Origin of the sequence: Celeribacter litoreus, assembly GCF_020165855.1 — a bacterium.
Classification (GTDB): domain Bacteria; phylum Pseudomonadota; class Alphaproteobacteria; order Rhodobacterales; family Rhodobacteraceae; genus Celeribacter; species Celeribacter litoreus.
In genome coordinates, this window is record NZ_JAIUFY010000005.1 from 612,851 (window position 1) to 632,316 (window position 19,466).

The following is a 19,466-nucleotide window of genomic DNA, read 5'->3' on the forward strand; positions in this document are numbered from 1 at the left end:
AAACCGAGGCCAGCTTTCAATCGCGGAGTTTGTCGCAGGGAGAGGGTCGGCGGAGGGGTGCCGAGGGCGAACGCAGATAAACCCCCGTTCGTCAATGAGAGCACCCCAAGATTGCACTCAACCCCCTTGCCATTTCCCCCCTTTCACAGCATAGAACTCAGCCAAACCTTCACGCGCTAAAGGCCTGTCATGACCGAGCTGAAAAACATCCGCAACTTCTCCATCGTGGCCCACATCGACCACGGGAAATCGACGCTGGCCGACCGGTTGATCCAGTCGACGAACACCGTGTCCGATCGCGATATGCAGGCGCAGTTGCTCGACAGCATGGACATTGAGCGCGAGCGCGGGATCACGATCAAGGCGAACTCTGTGCGCATTGATTACAAGGCCAACGACGGGCAGGATTACGTGTTGAACCTGATCGACACCCCCGGCCACGTGGACTTTGCCTATGAGGTCTCCCGGTCGATGCAGGCGGTTGAAGGCTCGCTCCTCGTGGTGGACGCAACGCAGGGGGTTGAGGCGCAGACGCTCGCCAACGTCTACACCGCGATTGACGCTGACCATGACATCGTGCCCGTGCTCAACAAGATCGACCTGCCTGCCGCAGAGCCGGAGCGCGTCTGTGAGCAGATCGAGGACGTGATCGGGATCGACGCCTCCGAGGCCATCGAGATTTCCGCCAAAACCGGCCTCGGCATCCCCGACGTGCTGGAAGCCATCGTCACCCGTCTGCCCGCCCCCGAGGGCGAGCGCGACGCGCCGCTCAAGGCGATGCTCGTGGATAGCTGGTATGACCCCTATCTCGGCGTGGTCGTGATGATCCGCGTGATCGACGGCGTCGTCAAAAAGGGCGACCAGATCCGCATGATGCAGACCAAGGCGACCTACAAGATCGACAAGCTCGCCGTGCTCAAACCCAAAATGACCGACTGGCCGGAGCTTGGGCCGGGCGAGATCGGCGTCTTCACCGCGTCTATCAAACAGGTCCGCGACACGAAGGTCGGCGACACCATCACCCACGAGAAAAAGCAGTGCGACAAACCGCTGCCGGGCTTTAAACCGTCCATCCCCGTGGTGTTCTGTGGCCTCTTCCCCGTAGATGCCAACGACTTCGAAGACCTCCGCGCCGCCATCGAGAAACTCCAGCTCAACGACGCGTCTTTCAGCGCCGAGATGGAGACCTCCGCCGCGCTGGGCTTCGGCTTCCGCTGTGGCTTCCTCGGGCTTTTGCACCTCGAAGTGATCCGCGACCGTCTCGAGCGCGAGTATGACCTCGACCTCATCACCACCGCCCCCTCCGTGGTCTACAAAATCCACATGAAGGACGGCACGGTCGAAGACCTCCACAACCCCGCCGACATGCCCGACCCGACCCTCATCGACCACGTCGAAGAGCCGCGCATCAAGGCGACGATCATGGTCCCCGACGAATACTTGGGCGACGTGCTCAAACTCTGTCAGGACCGCCGTGGCATTCAGCTCGACCTGACCTACGCCGGCACCCGCGCCATGGCCGTCTATGACCTGCCGCTCAACGAGGTGGTGTTCGACTTCTATGATCGCCTGAAATCGGTCACCAAAGGCTACGCCTCCTTTGACTACCAGTTCACCGAGTATCGTCAGGACAACCTCGTCAAAATGCAGATCCTCGTGAACGAAGAGCCGGTCGATGCGCTCTCCATGATGGTTCACCGCGACCGCGCCGAAATGCGGGGCCGCGCCATGTGCGAAAAGCTCAAAGACCTGATCCCGCGCCACATGTTCAAAATCCCGATCCAAGCGGCCATCGGCGGCAAGGTCATCGCCCGCGAAACCCTCTCCGCCATGCGCAAAGACGTGACCGCCAAATGCTACGGCGGCGACGCCACGCGGAAGAAGAAACTGTTGGAGAAGCAGAAAGCCGGTAAGAAACGGATGCGCCAGTTCGGGAAAGTAGAAATCCCGCAAGAAGCGTTTATTTCTGCGCTCAAGATGGACGATTAAAAAAGGCCCCGCGAGAGCGGGGCTTTTTTGTTTCGTTTAGTTAACCAAATCCCAATGTCGCTATTCCAATGCGAAACTTGGGGGCTCAACCACGATCGATAACATCCCGTCTGAGGCTTCCAATACACTCTGAACCTCTAGGGAAAGTGGCTCATACTTGCCATTCAATTTAGCTCGAAAATCGAACGTAATCTCCTCGCCGTCATTCGAAAATTTATACGAGACAGGGTCCGTTTTGTTCGCGAAGACTGCAATCTGCCCGTCGTTCGAAGTCAAAATTTGTTCGATGTTGTTCGACCTCTCATAGAGGACTTCGATTGAAAACGGGCCTCTCATGCTCTCGCCTGGAGCACAATTCTCGTTACTTATATCGATTGTTGTGACTTGATACTGTTTGACCTCAGTTTCACCGCACGCAACTGCTTCTACAATTGAAAGACCATTATCATTTTTCCCTTTAATGACGCTTTTTAGTTCTGCAACAGGAGGTGGATAGCGCCCATTCGCTTCCCAGAGATAAATGTATGTGGTTTCGATTACTGCCTTTGTTCCAGATGCGATGCCTGCGCTGTCTTGGGCAATCAGACCATCGACGCTAAAAAGACACATGAAGCTCAGCGGAATGAGCCGATAAAACTTACTCATTTATAATCCCTAACGTTTGTAATTAATCCGGTGTCGTGGGGAATTCTGATAGTAACAATTTCCAATGCTGATGTGCCGTCAGCGGGATAGACCTGAACCGCGATTGTGTGGGTCGCTGATGTGGCTAGGAAACGTAGGTTCTTTTGCTCAGTCATAAATGCATAATGCTTGGCTGCACCTTCTTTCTGAGAAATGTTTTGAAGAAAGAGAGCCGGGAGATCTTTTACATCGTTCCGAGCTTCATCCCTCCCTAAGTCACCGGAGACAGCCAAAAGGTGAGCTATTACAAAGAGTGCAAAACTCGGTGGTGCGTAGCGCAATGTCAGTTCAAGCGCCGTCTTCTCAACGTTTTTGCATAGAAATTTCTTAACTGCACAGGCAGCTAGAGAGGTCAAAATTGCGAGAACGCACCAAATTACGGTAACCATCGGTGTCATTAAGAGCACTAACGCTTTTACCGAATGAGCAAGTATCGACTGAAACTCCAGTCCTAGCTCTGCAGTGCTAACCTCGAAAAATGCGTAATATGACTGCACATAGTTAAAACCGCAGAAGAACAACGCAGCGGGTAGAAAGATTGTGAATAATAACTCGTATTTTTCCAACGCAGGCCACTTAATAAACTTTGAATGAACATAGACTACATCAACTCGGAAAATTCGGTGCCCGCATTTTTAAGATTTCGAGACATTTCTCGGCAAGAAAACAAAAAACGCCCACCCAAAGGGCAGGCGCTTCCGAATTCGCTCGTGACGCTACCGCATCACATCCCGCTTTGGACCTCGCGGCTTTCTTGGGCGATGTAGCCGCCGGCGGTGGAGATGTCTTGGCCAGCGCCTTCGATGGTTTCGCAGGCGGCGAGGGAAAAGAGGACGGCGCCCATCAGGATTACACGTTTCATGTCACACTCCAGTCTTTGCGTTTGGAGGGACAACGCGGGCGGGGGCGGTCTGGTTCCCTGAGGGCTCAGAGGCTCGACTGGACGTCGCGGCTTGCGCTGGAGATGGCTTGACCTGCGGTGGAGATATCGCGGCCTGCGCCTTCGATGGTTTCACAGGCGGCGAGGGCGAAGAGGGCGAGGCCGATCAGAAGGCTGCGTTTCATGGGAGTGTCTCCGGAAAATATCGTCTTTCATTTCGTAGCGCCGTTCGGGGGAGGGGGCAATATGGCGCGGCTTTGGTCGGGCGGGTGTTGCGCGAAGGGCCGCCGGAGCGTTCGCGGGGTCCGACACTTGTCCGACACATGTCAGACGCTTTGCCGACCGCCGATTTGACGCGGATCAAAGTTATATTCTGGAATCGCCTTATGAATATATGCGCGCGACTGAATGTAATGGAGAGACCCCATGAACCGCCTCGCCGGTATCCTGTTTTCACTGATTTCCACCACCCTGATGGGCACCTTTGTTGTGGTCGCTCTGACCATGGGTAAGGACACGCTTCAACCGATCCTGATCGCCGCGGCGATTGGATTTGTTGTTGCGATTCCAGTGACTTGGTTCGTGTCGAAGCGGATTACGGAAGAGTTCTCCTGACGCATTCCACGCGTTTGGGGGAGCGGATGTGAGCGCGGCGTGACGCGGGTGGCTAAGCGGGTTTAGCCCTTCGCGTCCACCGCCTCCATCCACGCCCGCATCGCCGCCTCGAACTCCCGCGGCTTTTCGGCATGGAGCCAGTGGCCCGTGCCCGGAATGGACGCAAATTTCGCATTTGGGAACAATGCCTTAGACCGTTCCCGATGGTCCCGTTCCACATAGGTGCTCTCCCCGCCGGAGAGGAAAAACACGGGTCCGTCATACTGGCCCGACACCTCGGGGAAAGCGGTGATTTTCGGCATTTCCTCTTCGAGCACGTCGAGGTTCAGAAGCCACTTTTTCTCTTTCACAACAAGGCTTTGCAATAGAAACGCCCGCACGCCAGCGTCGAGGACATCATGGGCGAGTTGCCGATCTGCATCCGAGCGTTTTTCAACGGTCGACAGGTCAACCTTGCGCATCGCGTCAATGAGCGGCGTGTTGTCGTGGCTGTAAGAGACGGGAGAAATATCCGCGATAATCAAGGACTTGATCAGGTCGGGGCGCTGGAGCGCGAGCACCATCACAGCCTTCCCGCCCATAGAATGCCCCATGACATGCATTGGCCCGTGCTCCGCCACCAACGGTTCCAACACCTCCGCCAGATCCGCCGCCATATCCCAGTAGCTCTGCGTCTGACCCCGCGGGGACTCGCCGTGGTTGCGCTGGTCCACAGAGGCCACAAGGCGTTGATCGGAAAGCCGTTTCGAGATCACGCCCCAGTTGCGGGCGGACCCGAAGAGGCCATGGACGATCAGGAGCGGTGCGCGGTCGGTCGGCTGACCGTTGAGGAGGGTATTGAGCATGCACCACATTTAGCGCCTTGGCGCAGCGCAGCAAAGGCCCTAAATGTCGGTTATGAGCCAATCTGTGACCGACCAATCCGACGCCCTCGCCACGCTCCTGCGGGACAATCTCGGCGTGCGTCTGGGGGAGGGGTTTGAGGCCAAAGTGCGCCACGCTGGCCGCCGTCTGCCCCGTTGGGCGCGCAAGAAATCTGCGGTGATTGTTGATGCTATGGCGCTTGAGGCGCACCCGAAACTGGCGCAGCAGGTGAACCACAAGAAGACCAATAAGGCGCTGAAGGAATTGCGGTATTTCCTTGAGCGTCAGGACGTCGCGACCCGCCGCAAGAATAGGTTGCTCGATCTCGTGGCTGCGATTGCGTTTGTCATCTTCGTGACGATCGCGCTCGTCTTGGCTGTTATGGTCTGGCGCGGTCTGGTGTGAATGAGCGCGGGCAAAGCGCCTCTCGCTGCACCAGTGTCACGGTCACAAAGCTCACGTAGAGCAAGAGATACCATGACCCCATCTTCGAGAGACTGACCATCTCACCCGAAATCTGCCCCTTGTAGAGCCAGATCCGCGTGGTGGTTCCGACGTTCTCCGCGACCCAGAGAAAAAAGGCGGAGAGCACGCTTGCGACGGGCATCGGCATCCAGTGCCACTGGCCGATCCGATACCACACACGGGTGCGGGCGTAGAGCAGCAGTGAGGCCGCGAAGAGGGCAATGCGGATGTCGGGGCCGAAATGATGTGTGAAAAAATTCAGATAGATGGCGCAAGCGAAGACGAGGCTCGCCCAGTAGGGCGGGTAGGGCGCAAACCGCATGTCAAAGAGGCGAATGGCCCGCGCCATGAAGCTCCCGACAGAGGCATACATGAAGCCGGAAAAGAGGGGCACGCCACCGATTTTGATGAGCCCCGCGCCAGGGTAATCCCAACTTCCCATATGGAGTTTGAAAATCTCCATGATGGTGCCCGTGAGGTGAAACAGAAGGATGACTTTCGCCTCACCGATTGTCTCCATGCGGAAGATCAGAAACAGCACTTGCAGGCTCAAAGCGTAGAGCAAGAGAGCATCGTAGCGCGCGAAGGCCCAGTCCTCCTGCCAGAACGCGTGTGTGACCATCATTGCGATCAAGAGCAGGCCGCCAAAGAGCGATGCCCAGCCCATTTTGACGATGAACATCACCAGTTCGGTCAACGCATGGGGCAGGCGGGCACGGAGCCAGTCTCCGAGGCGGCGTTCCAGTGAAGTGGGTTGAGACATGGAGCAACTCATTAAACTACAAAAGAAAAGGGGCCCGAAGGCCCCTCTAAACTGTCGTTAATGCCCTGAACTTACAAGTTCGGGTAGAGCGGGAATTTCTCGCAGAGGGCTTCCACTTCGGCTTTCACCTTGGCTTCGACTTCCGCGTTGCCTTCTTCGCCGTTCTGCGCGAGGCCATCGACCACTTCGACGATCCAGTCTGCGATCTGACGGAATTCTGCTTCGCCAAAGCCGCGGGTGGTGCCGGCGGGGGTGCCGAGACGCACGCCGGAGGTGACCATCGGCGGCTCCGGATCGAACGGGATGCCGTTCTTGTTGCAGGTGATGTGCGCGCGGCCGAGGGCGGCTTCGGTGATCTTACCGTTCACACCTTTGGGGCGCAGGTCGACGAGCAGGACGTGGGTGTCGGTGCCGCCGGTGACGATGTCGAGGCCACCTTTCATGAGCTGGTCAGAGAGCGCCTGCGCGTTCACGATCACCTGCTTGGTGTATTCTTTGAACTCCGGACGCAGAGCTTCGCCGAACGCCACGGCTTTCGCGGCGATGACGTGCATGAGCGGACCGCCCTGAATGCCCGGGAAGATCGCGGAGTTCACCTTTTTCGCGATGTCCGCGTTGTTGGTGAGGATCATGCCGCCGCGCGGGCCGCGCAGGGTTTTGTGGGTCGTCGTGGTGGCGACGTCCGCGTACGGGAACGGCGACGGGTGCTGGCCACCTGCTACGAGACCTGCAAAGTGTGCCATGTCGACCATGAGGTAAGCGCCCACGGAGTCAGCGATTTCGCGCATTTTTGCGAAGTCCACCTGACGCGGGATCGCGGAGCCACCGGCGATGATCAGCTTCGGTTTGTGCTCGGTGGCGAGTTCCTGCACCTGATCGTAGTCGATGCGCTGGTCTTGCTTGCGAACGCCGTACTGGATCGCGTTGAACCATTTGCCGGACTGGTTCGGCTTGGCGCCGTGGGTGAGGTGACCACCGGCGTCGAGGGACATGCCGAGGATGGTGTCACCCGGCTGCAGGAGCGCGGTGAAGACACCTTGGTTCGCCTGAGAGCCGGAGTTCGGCTGAACGTTGACGAATTCGCAGCCAAAGAGTTCTTTCGCGCGGTCGCGGGCGAGGTTCTCGGCCACGTCAACGTATTCGCAACCACCGTAGTAACGGCGTCCCGGATAGCCCTCGGCGTATTTGTTGGTCATGACGGAGCCTTGAGCTTCCATCACGGCCGAGGAGACGATGTTCTCCGAGGCGATGAGTTCGATCTCGTGACGCTGGCGGCCCAGCTCATCGGTGATCGAGGCAAACAATTCAGGGTCACGGGAGGAGAGGGACTCGGTGAAGAAACCGGCGTCGCGGACGTTGGTCGACATGCTTTGCTCCTTGGCAGCGTGGGAGTATTGCGCGCTTCTTACCTAGAATGTGACAGTTCGAAAACCCTCATCCGCTGCATAATCATGTTGAATCTGCCGTTGAAACCTGCGGTCAGAAGCGCAAATGTTTCCGATGCGCGACCGTCTGATCCATTTGTGCACAGGAGTGGGGCGAGGAGGCCGCACTGAAAAGGCGTGAAATCCGCAGAAAGCTTTGCTAAGCGTTGAGAAAATCGCGGTGTTTGGTCGAGAGACCATAATGAGGCGCCGAACGACAGGAAGAGGGACCCGGTATGGTCAAAATTGCTTTTCTGGCCAGTGATGCCGAAATCGCCCAGTCATCTCTCGCAAGCCTCAAATCCCGCTATCGGTCTGTCCCCTTGTCCGAAGCAGAAGTGATCGTTGCGCTTGGTGGCGACGGGTTCATGCTTCAGACCCTGCACGGCACGATGGCTCTCGACACGCCAGTCTACGGGATGAACTGCGGGACCATCGGGTTCCTGATGAACGAATTCCGTGAAGAGGACCTGATTGAGCGGCTCTCTGAGGCCGAAGAGGAAGTGATCAACCCGCTCTCGATGCAGGCCGCGAGCGAGACGGGTCGGATGCGTCACGCGCTCGCGATCAACGAGGTGTCTCTGCTGCGCGCGGGGCCGCAGGCGGCAAAGCTGCGCGTGTCGATTGATGGCAAGGTCCGGATGGAGGAACTGGTTTGTGACGGTGTGCTCGTGTCCACGCCTGCTGGCTCCACCGCCTATAACTATTCCGCTCGCGGTCCGATCCTGCCGATCGGGTCCGATGTTCTGGCGCTGACAGCAATGGCCGCGTTCCGGCCCCGTCGCTGGCGTGGTGCACTGCTTCCGAGTGCGGCAAAGGTGCGTTTTGATGTGCTGGAGCCTGAAAAACGGCCGGTGATGGCCGATGCGGATAGCCGCCACGCGGGCAATGTGCTCTGGGTGGAAATCGCCTCCGAGCCGGATGTGAAGCATCGTATTCTGTTTGATCCGGGGCATGGCCTCGAAGAAAGGCTGCTCAGAGAACAGTTCGTCTAAGAAAAAACGCGGCCCTCTCAGGCCGCGTTTTCATTCTCTTAATGGCGAGGCCGGATTAGCCCTTGGCGTAGCCGAGCCCCTGCAGGGCAACCTTGATCTCGTCGAGGATCGCCGGATCATCAATCGTTGCGGGCATCTTGTATTCCTGATTGTCCGCGATCTTCACCATCGTCCCACGCAGGATTTTGCCGGAGCGGGTTTTAGGAAGGCGATCAACGACACATGCCAGTTTGAAGGCCGCAACCGGGCCGATCTCGTTCCGGACGTCGCGTACGACTTCCTTGACGATCTCGGCGTGGTCACGCTCGCACCCTGCGTTGAGGCAGAGGAAACCGAGCGGGGATTGGCCTTTGAGCGCATCTGCGACACCAATCACGGCGCATTCCGCGACGTCGGGGTGGGCGGAGAGGACTTCTTCCATTGCGCCGGTGGAGAGGCGGTGGCCCGCGACGTTAATCACGTCATCGGTGCGCGCCATGATGTAGACGTAGCCGTCCTCATCCTTGATGCCCGCGTCGCCTGTCTCGTAGTAGCCGGGGAAGGTGGTCAGATAGCTCTTCTTGTAGCGCTCTTCAGCGTTCCACAGCGTTTGCAAAGTGCCCGGGGGCAGCGGCAGCTTGATCGCAATGGCGCCCAGTTCGCCCGCTGGGACCGGATGGCCGGTCTCGTCGAGGATGTCGATGTCATAGCCGGGCATGGCGACTGAGGGCGAACCGATCTTGACCGGAAGCTCCTCGATGCCGAGCGGGTTGGCGGCAATTGCCCAACCGGTCTCTGTCTGCCACCAGTGGTCAATCACCGGCACGCCGAATTTTTCCTGAGCCCATTTGATCGTGTCAGGGTCCGCACGCTCACCGGCGAGGAAGATCGCCTGTAGGTCATGGAGTTTGTAGCGCTTGATCCACTCACCTGTCGGGTCCTCACGCTTGATCGCGCGAAGGGCGGTCGGGGCGGTGAAGAAGGATTTGACGCGCTGGTTCTGGATGATGCGCCAGAAGACACCTGCGTGCGGGGTGCCGACCGGCTTGCCCTCAAACACGATGGTCTGCGCGCCTTTGATCAGCGGGCCGTAGCAGATGTAGCTGTGACCCACGACCCAGCCCACGTCAGACGCAGCCCAGAAACGGTCGCCCACGTCGATGTTGTAGATGTTCTTCATGGTCCAGTGCAGAGCCACGAGATGCCCGCCCGTGGAGCGCACGACACCTTTCGGCGCACCGGTGGTGCCGGAGGTGTAGAGGATGTAGGCAGGATGGTTGCCCTCGACCGGCACACATTCCGCCGGTTTCACACCGTACTGGAAGCCGTGCCAGCTAAAGTCGCGGCCTTCGATGAGTTTCGCGACTTCCTGCTCACGCTGGAAAATTACGCAGAACTCCGGCTTGTGGTCGGCGATTTCAATGGCTTCATCAAGAAGCGGTTTGTAGTGGACCACGCGGTTCGGCTCGAGACCACAGGACGCCGCGATGATTGCTTTCGGGGTGCAGTCGTCGATGCGGACGGCCAATTCGTTGGCAGCAAAACCGCCGAAGACGACGGAGTGGACGGCGCCGATGCGGGCACAGGCGAGCATGGCTTCGAGCGCTTCGGGGATCATCGGCATGTAGATGATGACGCGGTCGCCTTTTTCCACGCCGCGCATTTTGAGCGCGCCGGCGAGAGAGGACACGCGGTCCTGAAGCTCTTTGTAGGTGATGCCCTTGGTCGAGTGGGTGATCGGGCTTTCGTGCATGATGGCGATTTCATCGCCGCGACCGGCCTCAACGTGACGGTCCACCGCGTTGTAGCAGGTGTTCGTCAGCCCGTCGGAAAACCACTCGTAGATCGGTGCTTTCTCGTCAAACAGGGCTTTGGAAGGTTTCTTATACCAATGCACCTCCTCGGCAGCTTGCATCCAGAAACCATCCGGGTCGGCTTTCCAGGCCTCATATACGTCTTTGTATGCCACGCTTCGCGTCCTCCTCGCTAATCAATGCGTGATCGGCCGCGCGGGTGATTCCATCAAAGGCTGCTATACTGCGATGGAATGTCACGCGCCTAGTCACGCGGGCCAACGCCCTCTCCGGCATCTTTGTTATCAGGGTGCGTTCAAAAAGTTTATAAAAAATTCGCAAACACATGCAGAAAAGCAGTTTGCAAACTCTTGTTTTTGCAGCCTGTATTGCAAACAAAAGCGCCCCCGCGAGGCGAGGGCGCTTGGAGTTTCTGGCGATGCGTGGGGCTTTGAGGGCCTCAGCCGTAGTGGGCGACCGGTGTGCCCGCGATTGCAGACATGTTGAGAAGGCCGCGCGACGTGATCGACGGGGTCACGATATGCGCGCGGTTGGCCATGCCCATCAGGATCGGCCCGACTTCGAGGCCGCCACCTTTCGTCTTGAGAATGTTCCGGACACCGGAGGCCGCATCTGCAATTGCAAAGACCAAGGCATTTGCGGGGCCTTCAAGGCGCGAGTGCGGGAAGTTCCGGTTGCGTAGGTCTGGGGTGAGTGCGCTGTCGATGTGCATCTCGCCCTCGTAGCAGAAATCACGCGGCTCCGAGTCGAGGATCTCAATTGCGGCCCGCATCTTGCGACCCGTCAGGCAGTTCAGGTTGCCGAACTCGCTGTGCGAACAGAGCGCGATGTTCGGCTCAATGCCAAATCGACGGACGTGACGCGCGGTTGCGATGACAGTGTTTGCAATCTGCTCCGGCGTGGGCTCCGTGTGAACGTGCGTGTCCGCAATGAAGAGCGGGCCGTCCTCTTGGATCATCAGGGACAGGGCGCCGACAGGCTGGTGCTCTTTTGTGCCGAGGATCTGGGTGATGTAGTTGAGGTGCCAGAGATACTGCCCGAACGTGCCGCAGATCATGCTGTCTGCGTGGTCCTGTTGAACCATGATCGCGCCAATGGCGGTGGTGTTCGTGCGCATGATCGCTTTTGCGAGGTCAGGCGTCACGCCCTTGCGCTCCATCAAGCTATGATACGCCTGCCAGTATTGTTTGTAGCGGCTGTCGTTTTCCGGGTTCACAACTTCGAAATCGATGCCCGGACGGATTTTGACGCCGGCGCGATCGGCACGCATTGCGATGACTTCGGGGCGGCCGATGAGGATCGGTTTGTCGGTCGTTTCTTCGATCATCGCTTGAGCGGCGCGTAGAACGCGTTCGTCCTCACCTTCTGCGAAGGCGATGCGGCGCTCGGCCTGACTCGCAGCGGCAAAGACCGGACGCATGATAAGCGCGGATTTGAAGACAGAGTGATCGAGCGCGTCTTTGTACGCCTTCATATCAGTGAGCGGCTTCGTCGCCACGCCGCTCTCCATCGCGGCTTTCGCCACGGCGGAGGCCACGACACCCATCAGGCGCGGGTCGAACGGTTTCGGGATGAGGTATTCCGGTCCGAACTCCATGCGCTCGTCCTGATAGGCGGCCGCGGCTTCGGCGCTCGTGGTGGCGCGGGCGAGGGCGGCAATTCCTTCGATACAGCCGAGCTGCATCTCGTCGTTGATCTCGGTCGCGCCAACGTCGAGCGCGCCGCGGAAGATGAACGGGAAGCAGAGCACGTTGTTCACCTGGTTCGGGTAATCCGAACGGCCGGTCGCGATGATAGCGTCCGGCGCGACCTTCTTGACCTCATCCGGCATGATCTCCGGCGTCGGGTTGGCGAGGGCGAAGATGATCGGTTGCTTCTTCATTTTCTTGATCATATCGGGCTTGAGGACGCCCGGACCGGAGAGGCCGAGGAACATGTCGGCGCCGTCGATCACCTCAGACAGTTCGCGAAGATCGGACGCCTGAGCATAGGCGGCCTTTTGCGGATTCATGTCCTCTTCGCGGCCCTCATAGACGAGGCCGTGAATGTCGCAGAGCCAGACGTTCTCGCGCTTCACGCCGAGTTTCAGCAGCATGTTGAGGCAGGCAATGCCAGCTGCGCCGCCGCCGGTGGAGACGACTTTGATGTCTTCGAAAGATTTGCCCGTGACGCGCATCGCGTTGGTCGCGGCGGCGCCCACAACGATGGCTGTGCCGTGCTGGTCGTCGTGGAAGACGGGGATGTTCATCTTCTCGCGGCACATTTGTTCAACGATGAAGCAATCCGGTGCCTTGATGTCCTCGAGGTTGATCGCGCCGAACGTCGGCTCCAGCGCGCAAACGATTTCAGCGAGCTTCGCTGGATCGCTCTCGTTCACCTCGATGTCGAAACAGTCGATGTTCGCGAATTTCTTGAACAGGACGGCTTTGCCTTCCATCACGGGTTTGGAGGCCGCTGCGCCGATGTTTCCGAGGCCGAGCACAGCCGAGCCGTTCGTGACAACGGCGACGAGGTTGCCACGCGCGGTGTAGCGGCTCGCAGTTGTGGGATCGTCTTTGATCTCAAGGCAGGCTTCAGCAACGCCCGGGCTGTAGGCGCGCGCGAGGTCGCGGCCGTTTGCCATTGGCTTGGTTGCTCTGATCTCAAGCTTACCGGGTTTCGGGAACTCATGATAATCGAGAGCGGCTTGTCTCAGGCTCTCATTGCGCTTGTCCGTTGCCATTTCTGGCCTCCCTGTGTGAGTCAGTCTCGTGAGGCGATTCTGAATAAGTTTAGTGTTAAACTATTTTTTCTCAGAGTTCACGTCGTGCATTTGCTTGTGGCTCTACGCCTCTCTGCGGGCGGGGTGCAAGGGGGCAGGGCGGTCGGTGTCTCAGAGATTTGTGATGTTAGCGCAATCATTGCGCGAAATTTTTCAGGATGCAAATTTAGGGCGTTGAACCGCGCGGAAGGCATGCATCCTGCTTGCATATTCGGGATGTGCGGCGCAGACTCGACCAGATAGTCAAAAATGAGGTTTCTCCACATGTCTCTGCTCGATGAAGCCGCGAAGGCTCAGGTCAAAGCCTATGCTCCTTATTCCAATTTTCGGGTTGGTGCGGCGATCCGGACCGAGAAGGGCGATATTTACACGGGGGTGAATGTCGAGAACGCCGCCTATCCAGAGGGCACCTGCGCAGAGGCGGGGGCAATTGCGGCAATGGTTTTGGGTGGAGAGACCAAAATTGCAGAGGTCGCCGTGATTGGCGACAGCGATGATCCGGTCCCGCCATGTGGCGGATGCCGCCAGAAACTTCGCGAGTTCGCGTCCCCCGAGGTCAAAGTGTCCATGATGTCTCGCACAGGTAAAGTTTTGACAATGACCGTTGGCGAGCTGCTGCCTGGCGCGTTCACGACCGAGCATATGGACTAACTGGCAGACGGGTAGGGGCCTGATCATGGATGTCCGGCAGATCATCGAAAAGCTAAGAGACAAACGCACGCTAAGCGAGGACGAGATCATGCTCTTTGCGCAGGGTCTCGCGACGGGGGCAGTGACGGACGCGCAGGCGGGGGCCTTTGCGATGGCTGCGCTATTGAATGGGATGTCCGATCCGGAACGTGTGGCCCTCACGCTCGCCATGCGCGACAGTGGCGACGTGATGCAATGGGATCTTCCAGCGCCTGCGATTGATAAACATTCGACGGGTGGTGTCGGGGATTGCGTGTCGCTCCTGCTTGCACCCGCTTTGGCCGCGCTTGGGGCCTATGTGCCGATGGTGTCCGGTCGGGGGCTCGGGCATACGGGCGGGACGCTCGACAAGCTCGAAGCCATTCCGGGCCTCAAAACCGAAGTCTCTGACGCCCGTTTTCACCAGATCGTTGAGCAAGTGGGCTGCGCGATTGTCTCGGCCACTGGCTCAATCGCGCCTGCAGATAAACGGCTCTATGCGATCCGTGATGTGACAGGCACGGTGGAGAGCATCGACCTGATCACTGCATCGATCCTCTCAAAAAAACTCGCGGCGGGGTTGGAGGCGTTGGTTCTCGACGTCAAATGCGGGTCTGGGGCGTTTATGACTACGCCTGAGGAGGCAAAAGCCTTGGCTCAGAGCCTCGTGACGACGGCGAACGGTGCGGGATGCAAAACCTCCGCGCTCATTACCGACATGAACCAACCGCTATGCCCGTCGATCGGAAACGCGCTGGAGATCATGAGTGTCATGGAGGCCCTCACGACGGGCGAGGTGGATAATATCCTCTGCGATGTCACCTGTGCTTTGGGAGGCGAATTGATGGTGCTCGCGGGCCTCTCCGATGATCTCGATCAGGCGACATGGGCTGTGCGGGATACGCTGACCGATGGGTCTGCCGCTGAGCGGCTCGGCAAGATGATTTATGAACTGGGCGGTCCGGCCGATTTCGTCGATTACTGGCGGGATCGTTTGCCCTCTGCGCCGGTGGTGCGCGATGTGTCCGCAGATCAGGCGGGCTACGTCTCCGCGATGGACGGGCATGCGCTCGGGATGGCTGTTGTGCATCTTGGCGGCGGTCGTTTGAAGGGCGGCGAAAAGATTGATCCGGCTGTCGGGATTTCGAATTGTTGCATGATCGGCGAATATCTCGATGCTGATAGCCTCATGGCGACGATCCACGCGAGTTCGCCGGAGGAGGCAGATCGGGCAGAAGCCGCGTTCAGAGCAGCCGTGCAAGTTGCTGATCACGCGCCAGTCGAGACGCCGCTGATTTTTGAGAAGGTGCAATAATGCCGAGAGCATTCTTGATCGTTATGGACTCTGTTGGCCTCGGCGGCGCGCCGGATGCGGACGAGTTTTTTAACGAGGACAAGCCGGATACGGGCGCGAACACCATCGCGCACATTGCGCAGGCCTGTGCAAATGGAGAGGCTGAGAACGGGCGGTCCGGCCCGCTCAACTTGCCGCATCTTGATGCTTTGGGCCTCGGGGCGGCTATGGGACATGCTACGTCCGATCCTGCGCCGGGGCTAACGGCTGAGCCGATGGGGCTTTACGGGGTCGCGGCTGAAGTCAGCCGGGGCAAGGATACGCCGTCAGGCCATTGGGAACTCGCCGGAGTGCCGGTTCCTTGGGAGTGGGGGTATTTCCCGAAAGAGACGCCGGCCTTTCCAGAAGAGTTGATGAGGCAAGTTGCCGATACCTGCGGTGCGGGCGGTACGCTCGCCAATTGCCACGCCTCGGGCACAACGGTCATCGCAGAATGGGGAGCCAAGCACATCGAGACCGGCTGGCCGATCTGCTACACCTCCGCCGACAGCGTTTTTCAGATTGCCGCGCATGAAGAGCATTTCGGTCTCGAGCGGCTTTTGAAGCTCTGCGAAGACATTGCGCCGACGCTTCACGAGATGAAAATCGGGCGCGTGATCGCGCGGCCGTTTGTTGGCTCACCCGAAGAAGGCTTTACGCGCACAGGCAACCGCCACGATTACGCCATCGCCCCGCCCGCGCCGACGATCTGTGATTGGGCGAAGGCCGGTGGGCGCGCCGTCTATGCGGTTGGCAAAATTGGTGACATTTTCTCGATGCAGGGGATTGATGAGGTGCGCAAGGGAACGGACGCTGTCCTTTTCGACCATCTCTGCGACGTGATGGACGAAGCGCCTGATGGGTCCTTCGTTTTCGCCAACTTTGTGGAATTCGATAGCCTCTATGGCCATCGCCGCGATGTCTCCGGTTATGCGCGGCACCTCGAATGGTTCGATGCACAGATTGCCCGCCTTTATGAGCGCGTCAAAGAGGGTGACCTTTTGATTTTTACCGCCGACCACGGCAATGACCCGACGTGGACGGGAACGGATCACACCCGTGAAATGGTGCCGGTGCTCGGGTATGGTCTCGGGCCGAAGCCCATCGGACGCGTCGCGTTTGCCGATGTGGCTGCGTCTATTGCCGAACACCTTGGTCTTGAGGCACAAGGCCCCGGAAGGAGTTTTCTTTGAGCATCACCGACCTCCCCAAAATCGAACTACACATGCACCTCGAAGGCGCTGCGCCGCCGTCCTTCATTCGTGGGCTCGCTGCCGAGAAGAAAGTCGATCTGACGGGCATCTTCGATGAGCGTGGAGCTTACAAATACAAAGATTTCTGGGATTTTCTGAAGGTCTATGAGGCCGCAACCTCCGTTCTCAAGACGCCGCAGGACTATTATCGCCTGACGCGGGCTGTGTTGGAGGAAAGTGTTTCGTCCAATGTCGTCTACACAGAGAGCTTTCTCGCCCCCGATTTTTGCGGAGGTGGCGATGTGTCGGCGTGGCGCGACTACCTTGCTGCGATCAAGCAGGCGGCGGATGAGATGGAGGCGGAAGAAGGCATCGTTATGCGCGCAATCCCGACCTGTGTGCGCCATTTTGGACCGGATCAGGCGAAGAAAACCGCACGGTGCGCTGCCGAGACGGCTGGTGCGTTTGTCACCGGTTTCGGCATGGGTGGCGATGAAGCTATGGGGAAACAGGGCGATTTTGCCTACGCTTTTGATATGGCGCGGGAGGCCGAGTTGCGTCTGACCTCTCACGCGGGCGAATGGGGCGGGCCGGAGAGCGTCCGTGACGCCATTCGCGATTTGAAAGTAGAGCGGATCGGTCATGGCGTGCGCGCAATCGAAGATCTTGCCCTCGTCGATGAGATTGCGGAGGCAGGTATCGTTCTCGAAGTCTGCCCCGGCTCGAACATCGCGCTTCAGGTCTATCCGAAGTGGTCCGACCATCCGATTGCCAAGCTGCGCGAACGCGGTGTGAAAGTGACCGTGTCGACCGACGACCCGCCGTTTTTCCATTCCACGATGCGACAAGAGTTTGACCGCCTCGCGGAAACCTTTGGCTGGGAGGTCGAAGACTTTATGGAGTTGAATAAGACCGCACTTGATGCGGCCTTTTGTGATGAGGCGACCCGTGGGGAGGTCGCGAAGAAACTGGAGCCTGCCGATGCTTGATCATCTGACCGTTGTTAAACACCCGCTTGTCCAACACAAGCTGACCATTATGCGTGACAAGGAGACCTCTACGGCGGGGTTCCGTCAGTTGCTGCGCGAGATTTCTCTGCTGCTGGCCTACGAGGTTACACGTGATCTCGACATGACGTTAAAAACCGTCGAGACGCCGCTGCAAACAATGGAGGCGCCGACCCTCGACGGGAAGAAACTCGCGCTGATTTCTATTCTGCGGGCAGGGAACGGTTTCCTCGACGGTATCCTCGAACTGGTGCCATCCGCGCGCGTAGGCTTTGTTGGACTCTATCGCGACGAGGAGACGCTCCAGCCGGTCGAATACTACTTCAAGGTTCCCGAAGATCTCGGAGATCGTCTCGTCATCGCCGTTGATCCGATGCTTGCAACCGGCAACTCTTCTGTTGCGGCTATCGATAAACTCAAAGAGGCCGGCGCGACTAACATCCGGTTCCTCTGCCTTCTGGCGGCGCCCGAAGGGGTCAAGCGGATGGAAGAAGCGCATCCTGACGTGCCGATCGTGACGGCAGCGCTGGATGAGCGCCTGAATGAGAAGGGCTACATTGTTCCTGGCCTTGGTGATGCAGGCGATCGTCTGTTCGGGACAAAATAAGTTAAAATTTCTCTTAACACCGATTCGGTTCTGAGCTAGGCTCGATACAATATCTTGTGTCGGGCCGCTTTATTTCGTGTTCGGAAAGAGTTTCGGGTCGTAGTTCGGCGCCCCCACAGGATGGCTGTCTTTCGGCTCACGCATGATCCGAAAGGCGTTGAGAAAGGTTCTGGCCGGTCACATGCTCGGCCCGGGCAGGCAGCGCCCGTTTAGACCTCTTTTTTGGGGTTTGTGTTGGACGCATCCGCACGCTTAGTCGCGTTGAGTTACCGAGGCAGAACAATAAAAAAGAACCCCCGCAGTCGGCGGGGGTCTTCTTTTGTGGCCCGTCGCGCGGTCATGCGCCGCAGACGCCCTGAAGTGCGACCCAGTCTCCGTCCTGAAGCACGGGGCGAGTCTCCGGAATTTGCACGCCGTCTGCCTCGATCAGCGGGAGCACCGTTTCGCCAGTGATGTCCAATGCGAGCGCGTAGGGCGTGCTCGGGACTTGTGCGTTTGCGAAACGTTGGATCAGGGCCTCTGTCTCCACCTCGGCCTGTGGGGCCGTCAGAAGGCTCTCTGCATAATCGTCGAGAATATCTGCAGGCACATGTCCAGTCGTCAAAAGGCGGATCGATGTCATGAGGCCCGCAGACCGAAGCAAGCGTTCGAGCGGATCTTCCTCTTGAGCGCGTTCAAGTTCCGCGAGGACATATCCGGCAACAACGGCGGGGTCCTCATGGTCTTCAACAAGACTTCGGTTCAATAGGACGATCTTGCCCGGAAGGTTCTCAGAGATATTCACGCCGCTCGCCAGAACGATGATTTGGCCCCCGCCCTCGGGAAAGAGGCGTGTTTTCAGACGTTCTAGCGCACGGGCGCCGTGAACGGTGTCACAGGGGAGGCCCGACAGGCGGCGGATACGCCCGAGCAATTCCTGACCGATTTCCGCGCGCGTCACGGTTGGAACAATATGCACCGCTTGCCGGATCAGAGCGCCAGGAAGCCAGAACACGCCCAAGCCGATTGCACATGCTGCGCCGACGCCGTAGATCGCACTCCGTAGACGCCCGGGGCGCGGTCGGCGCTTGTCGATGGCACGTCGGATTTTTGAGATGGCATCAACGATAATGTCGTCATCGAGTTCGAGCTCTTCGGTGGCGTCCGGACCCGGACGGAAGCGTGCCGGCAATTCGCCCTCAGGAGTGATCAACTCAATGGCCGGCAGCGACCAATGCGCGAGGGCATGTCCGTCTTCGCGTGTCTCCGAAAGTGTCAGAGTCGCTTCACCAATAGAGACAACGACAGAGCGTCTTTGACTTTCCCCCTCGGGGAGCCAAAGGCCGGTAGCTTCGATCCGGTCGTAATTGGTCAGCGCGATCATGCGCGGTCTGCTCGTTTGTGGTTGTGTTTGCGACAACTTACCCTGAAATGGCGGGGGCGAC

The 19,466-nt window shown here is 58.6% G+C and carries 19 protein-coding genes; 9 read left to right on the plus strand and 10 right to left on the minus strand.

Annotation, left to right across the window (positions count from 1 at the left end):
- Positions 1–189 precede the first annotated feature (189 nt).
- Entirely contained in the window at positions 190–1,989 is a 1,800-nt protein-coding gene (gene lepA / locus LA304_RS04985; protein WP_224502019.1) for a translation elongation factor 4, read from the plus strand.
- A 60-nt stretch (positions 1,990–2,049) separates the two neighbouring features.
- Here the strand turns inward: lepA and LA304_RS04990 are convergent, their stop codons facing one another.
- The 4 genes from LA304_RS04990 to LA304_RS05005 form a co-directional block, all read right to left on the minus strand.
- Positions 2,050–2,634 carry a hypothetical protein gene (locus tag LA304_RS04990; protein ID WP_224502020.1) on the minus strand — a complete coding sequence of 195 codons (585 nt, stop codon included), beginning with the start codon at positions 2,632–2,634 and terminating at the stop codon, positions 2,050–2,052.
- Positions 2,631–3,239 (minus strand): hypothetical protein, encoded by a 609-nt coding sequence (locus tag LA304_RS04995; protein ID WP_224502021.1) that lies wholly within the window; start codon positions 3,237–3,239, stop codon positions 2,631–2,633. The genes LA304_RS04990 and LA304_RS04995 overlap by 4 nt, the downstream gene beginning before the upstream one ends.
- A 158-nt stretch (positions 3,240–3,397) precedes the next feature.
- Positions 3,398–3,535 carry an entericidin, EcnA/B family gene (locus LA304_RS05000; protein WP_224502022.1) on the minus strand — a complete coding sequence of 46 codons (138 nt, stop codon included), beginning with the start codon at positions 3,533–3,535 and terminating at the stop codon, positions 3,398–3,400.
- A gap of 65 nt (positions 3,536–3,600) precedes the next feature.
- Positions 3,601–3,738: an entericidin A/B family lipoprotein gene (locus LA304_RS05005; RefSeq protein WP_224502023.1), complete on the minus strand. Its 138-nt coding sequence runs from the start codon at positions 3,736–3,738 to the stop codon at positions 3,601–3,603.
- 241 nt (positions 3,739–3,979) lie between these two features.
- On the opposite strand from LA304_RS05005, the gene LA304_RS05010 reads away from it, so the two are divergent.
- Complete coding sequence (locus tag LA304_RS05010) at positions 3,980–4,168, plus strand: CTP synthetase (RefSeq protein WP_224502024.1); 189 nt, start codon at positions 3,980–3,982, stop codon at positions 4,166–4,168.
- 62 nt (positions 4,169–4,230) lie between these two features.
- Here the strand turns inward: LA304_RS05010 and LA304_RS05015 are convergent, their stop codons facing one another.
- Complete coding sequence (locus LA304_RS05015) at positions 4,231–5,013, minus strand: alpha/beta fold hydrolase (protein ID WP_224502025.1); 783 nt, start codon at positions 5,011–5,013, stop codon at positions 4,231–4,233.
- Positions 5,014–5,077: 64 nt separating this feature from the next.
- Here LA304_RS05015 and LA304_RS05020 point away from each other — a divergent pair, with 64 nt between their 5' ends.
- Positions 5,078–5,437 (plus strand): hypothetical protein, encoded by a 360-nt coding sequence (locus tag LA304_RS05020; protein WP_224502026.1) that lies wholly within the window; start codon positions 5,078–5,080, stop codon positions 5,435–5,437.
- On the opposite strand, the gene LA304_RS05025 is transcribed toward LA304_RS05020, so the two are convergent.
- On the minus strand, positions 5,412–6,260 hold the full coding sequence (locus LA304_RS05025) for a DUF817 domain-containing protein (protein ID WP_224502027.1): 849 nt from the start codon (positions 6,258–6,260) through the stop codon (positions 5,412–5,414). The two genes, LA304_RS05020 and LA304_RS05025, sit on opposite strands and share 26 nt — an antisense overlap.
- Before the next feature lie 71 nt (positions 6,261–6,331).
- Positions 6,332–7,627, minus strand: coding sequence for a serine hydroxymethyltransferase (gene glyA, locus LA304_RS05030; protein WP_224502028.1), 1,296 nt, complete (start codon positions 7,625–7,627; stop codon positions 6,332–6,334).
- A gap of 293 nt (positions 7,628–7,920) precedes the next feature.
- Here glyA and LA304_RS05035 point away from each other — a divergent pair, with 293 nt between their 5' ends.
- A complete protein-coding gene (locus LA304_RS05035) occupies positions 7,921–8,679 on the plus strand; it encodes an NAD kinase (RefSeq protein WP_224502029.1) in 759 nt (252 codons plus the stop codon).
- A 55-nt stretch (positions 8,680–8,734) separates the two neighbouring features.
- Here the strand turns inward: LA304_RS05035 and LA304_RS05040 are convergent, their stop codons facing one another.
- Both LA304_RS05040 and LA304_RS05045 read right to left on the minus strand, forming a co-directional pair.
- Entirely contained in the window at positions 8,735–10,627 is a 1,893-nt protein-coding gene (locus LA304_RS05040; RefSeq protein WP_224502030.1) for a propionyl-CoA synthetase, read from the minus strand.
- Positions 10,628–10,911: 284 nt separating this feature from the next.
- Complete coding sequence (locus tag LA304_RS05045; protein WP_224502031.1) at positions 10,912–13,194, minus strand: NADP-dependent malic enzyme; 2,283 nt, start codon at positions 13,192–13,194, stop codon at positions 10,912–10,914.
- A 303-nt stretch (positions 13,195–13,497) separates the two neighbouring features.
- Here LA304_RS05045 and LA304_RS05050 point away from each other — a divergent pair, with 303 nt between their 5' ends.
- From LA304_RS05050 to upp, 5 genes are read left to right on the plus strand one after another with little or no spacing between them, the layout of a single operon-like run.
- Positions 13,498–13,884, plus strand: coding sequence for a cytidine deaminase (locus tag LA304_RS05050; protein ID WP_224502032.1), 387 nt, complete (start codon positions 13,498–13,500; stop codon positions 13,882–13,884).
- A gap of 25 nt (positions 13,885–13,909) precedes the next feature.
- Positions 13,910–15,217: a thymidine phosphorylase gene (locus LA304_RS05055; RefSeq protein ID WP_224502033.1), complete on the plus strand. Its 1,308-nt coding sequence runs from the start codon at positions 13,910–13,912 to the stop codon at positions 15,215–15,217.
- Positions 15,217–16,428: a phosphopentomutase gene (locus LA304_RS05060; protein WP_224502034.1), complete on the plus strand. Its 1,212-nt coding sequence runs from the start codon at positions 15,217–15,219 to the stop codon at positions 16,426–16,428. The genes LA304_RS05055 and LA304_RS05060 overlap by 1 nt, the downstream gene beginning before the upstream one ends.
- The gene (locus tag LA304_RS05065; RefSeq protein WP_224502035.1) at positions 16,425–17,417 is read left to right on the plus strand and encodes an adenosine deaminase; all 993 of its coding nucleotides are present in this window, start codon (positions 16,425–16,427) and stop codon (positions 17,415–17,417) included. The genes LA304_RS05060 and LA304_RS05065 overlap by 4 nt, the downstream gene beginning before the upstream one ends.
- Positions 17,410–18,042, plus strand: coding sequence for a uracil phosphoribosyltransferase (gene upp / locus LA304_RS05070; protein WP_224502036.1), 633 nt, complete (start codon positions 17,410–17,412; stop codon positions 18,040–18,042). The genes LA304_RS05065 and upp overlap by 8 nt, the downstream gene beginning before the upstream one ends.
- A 337-nt stretch (positions 18,043–18,379) precedes the next feature.
- Here upp and LA304_RS05075 read toward each other — a convergent pair whose 3' ends face one another.
- The gene (locus LA304_RS05075) at positions 18,380–19,405 is read right to left on the minus strand and encodes a hypothetical protein (RefSeq protein ID WP_224502037.1); all 1,026 of its coding nucleotides are present in this window, start codon (positions 19,403–19,405) and stop codon (positions 18,380–18,382) included.
- Between the last annotated feature and the right edge of the window lie 61 nt (positions 19,406–19,466).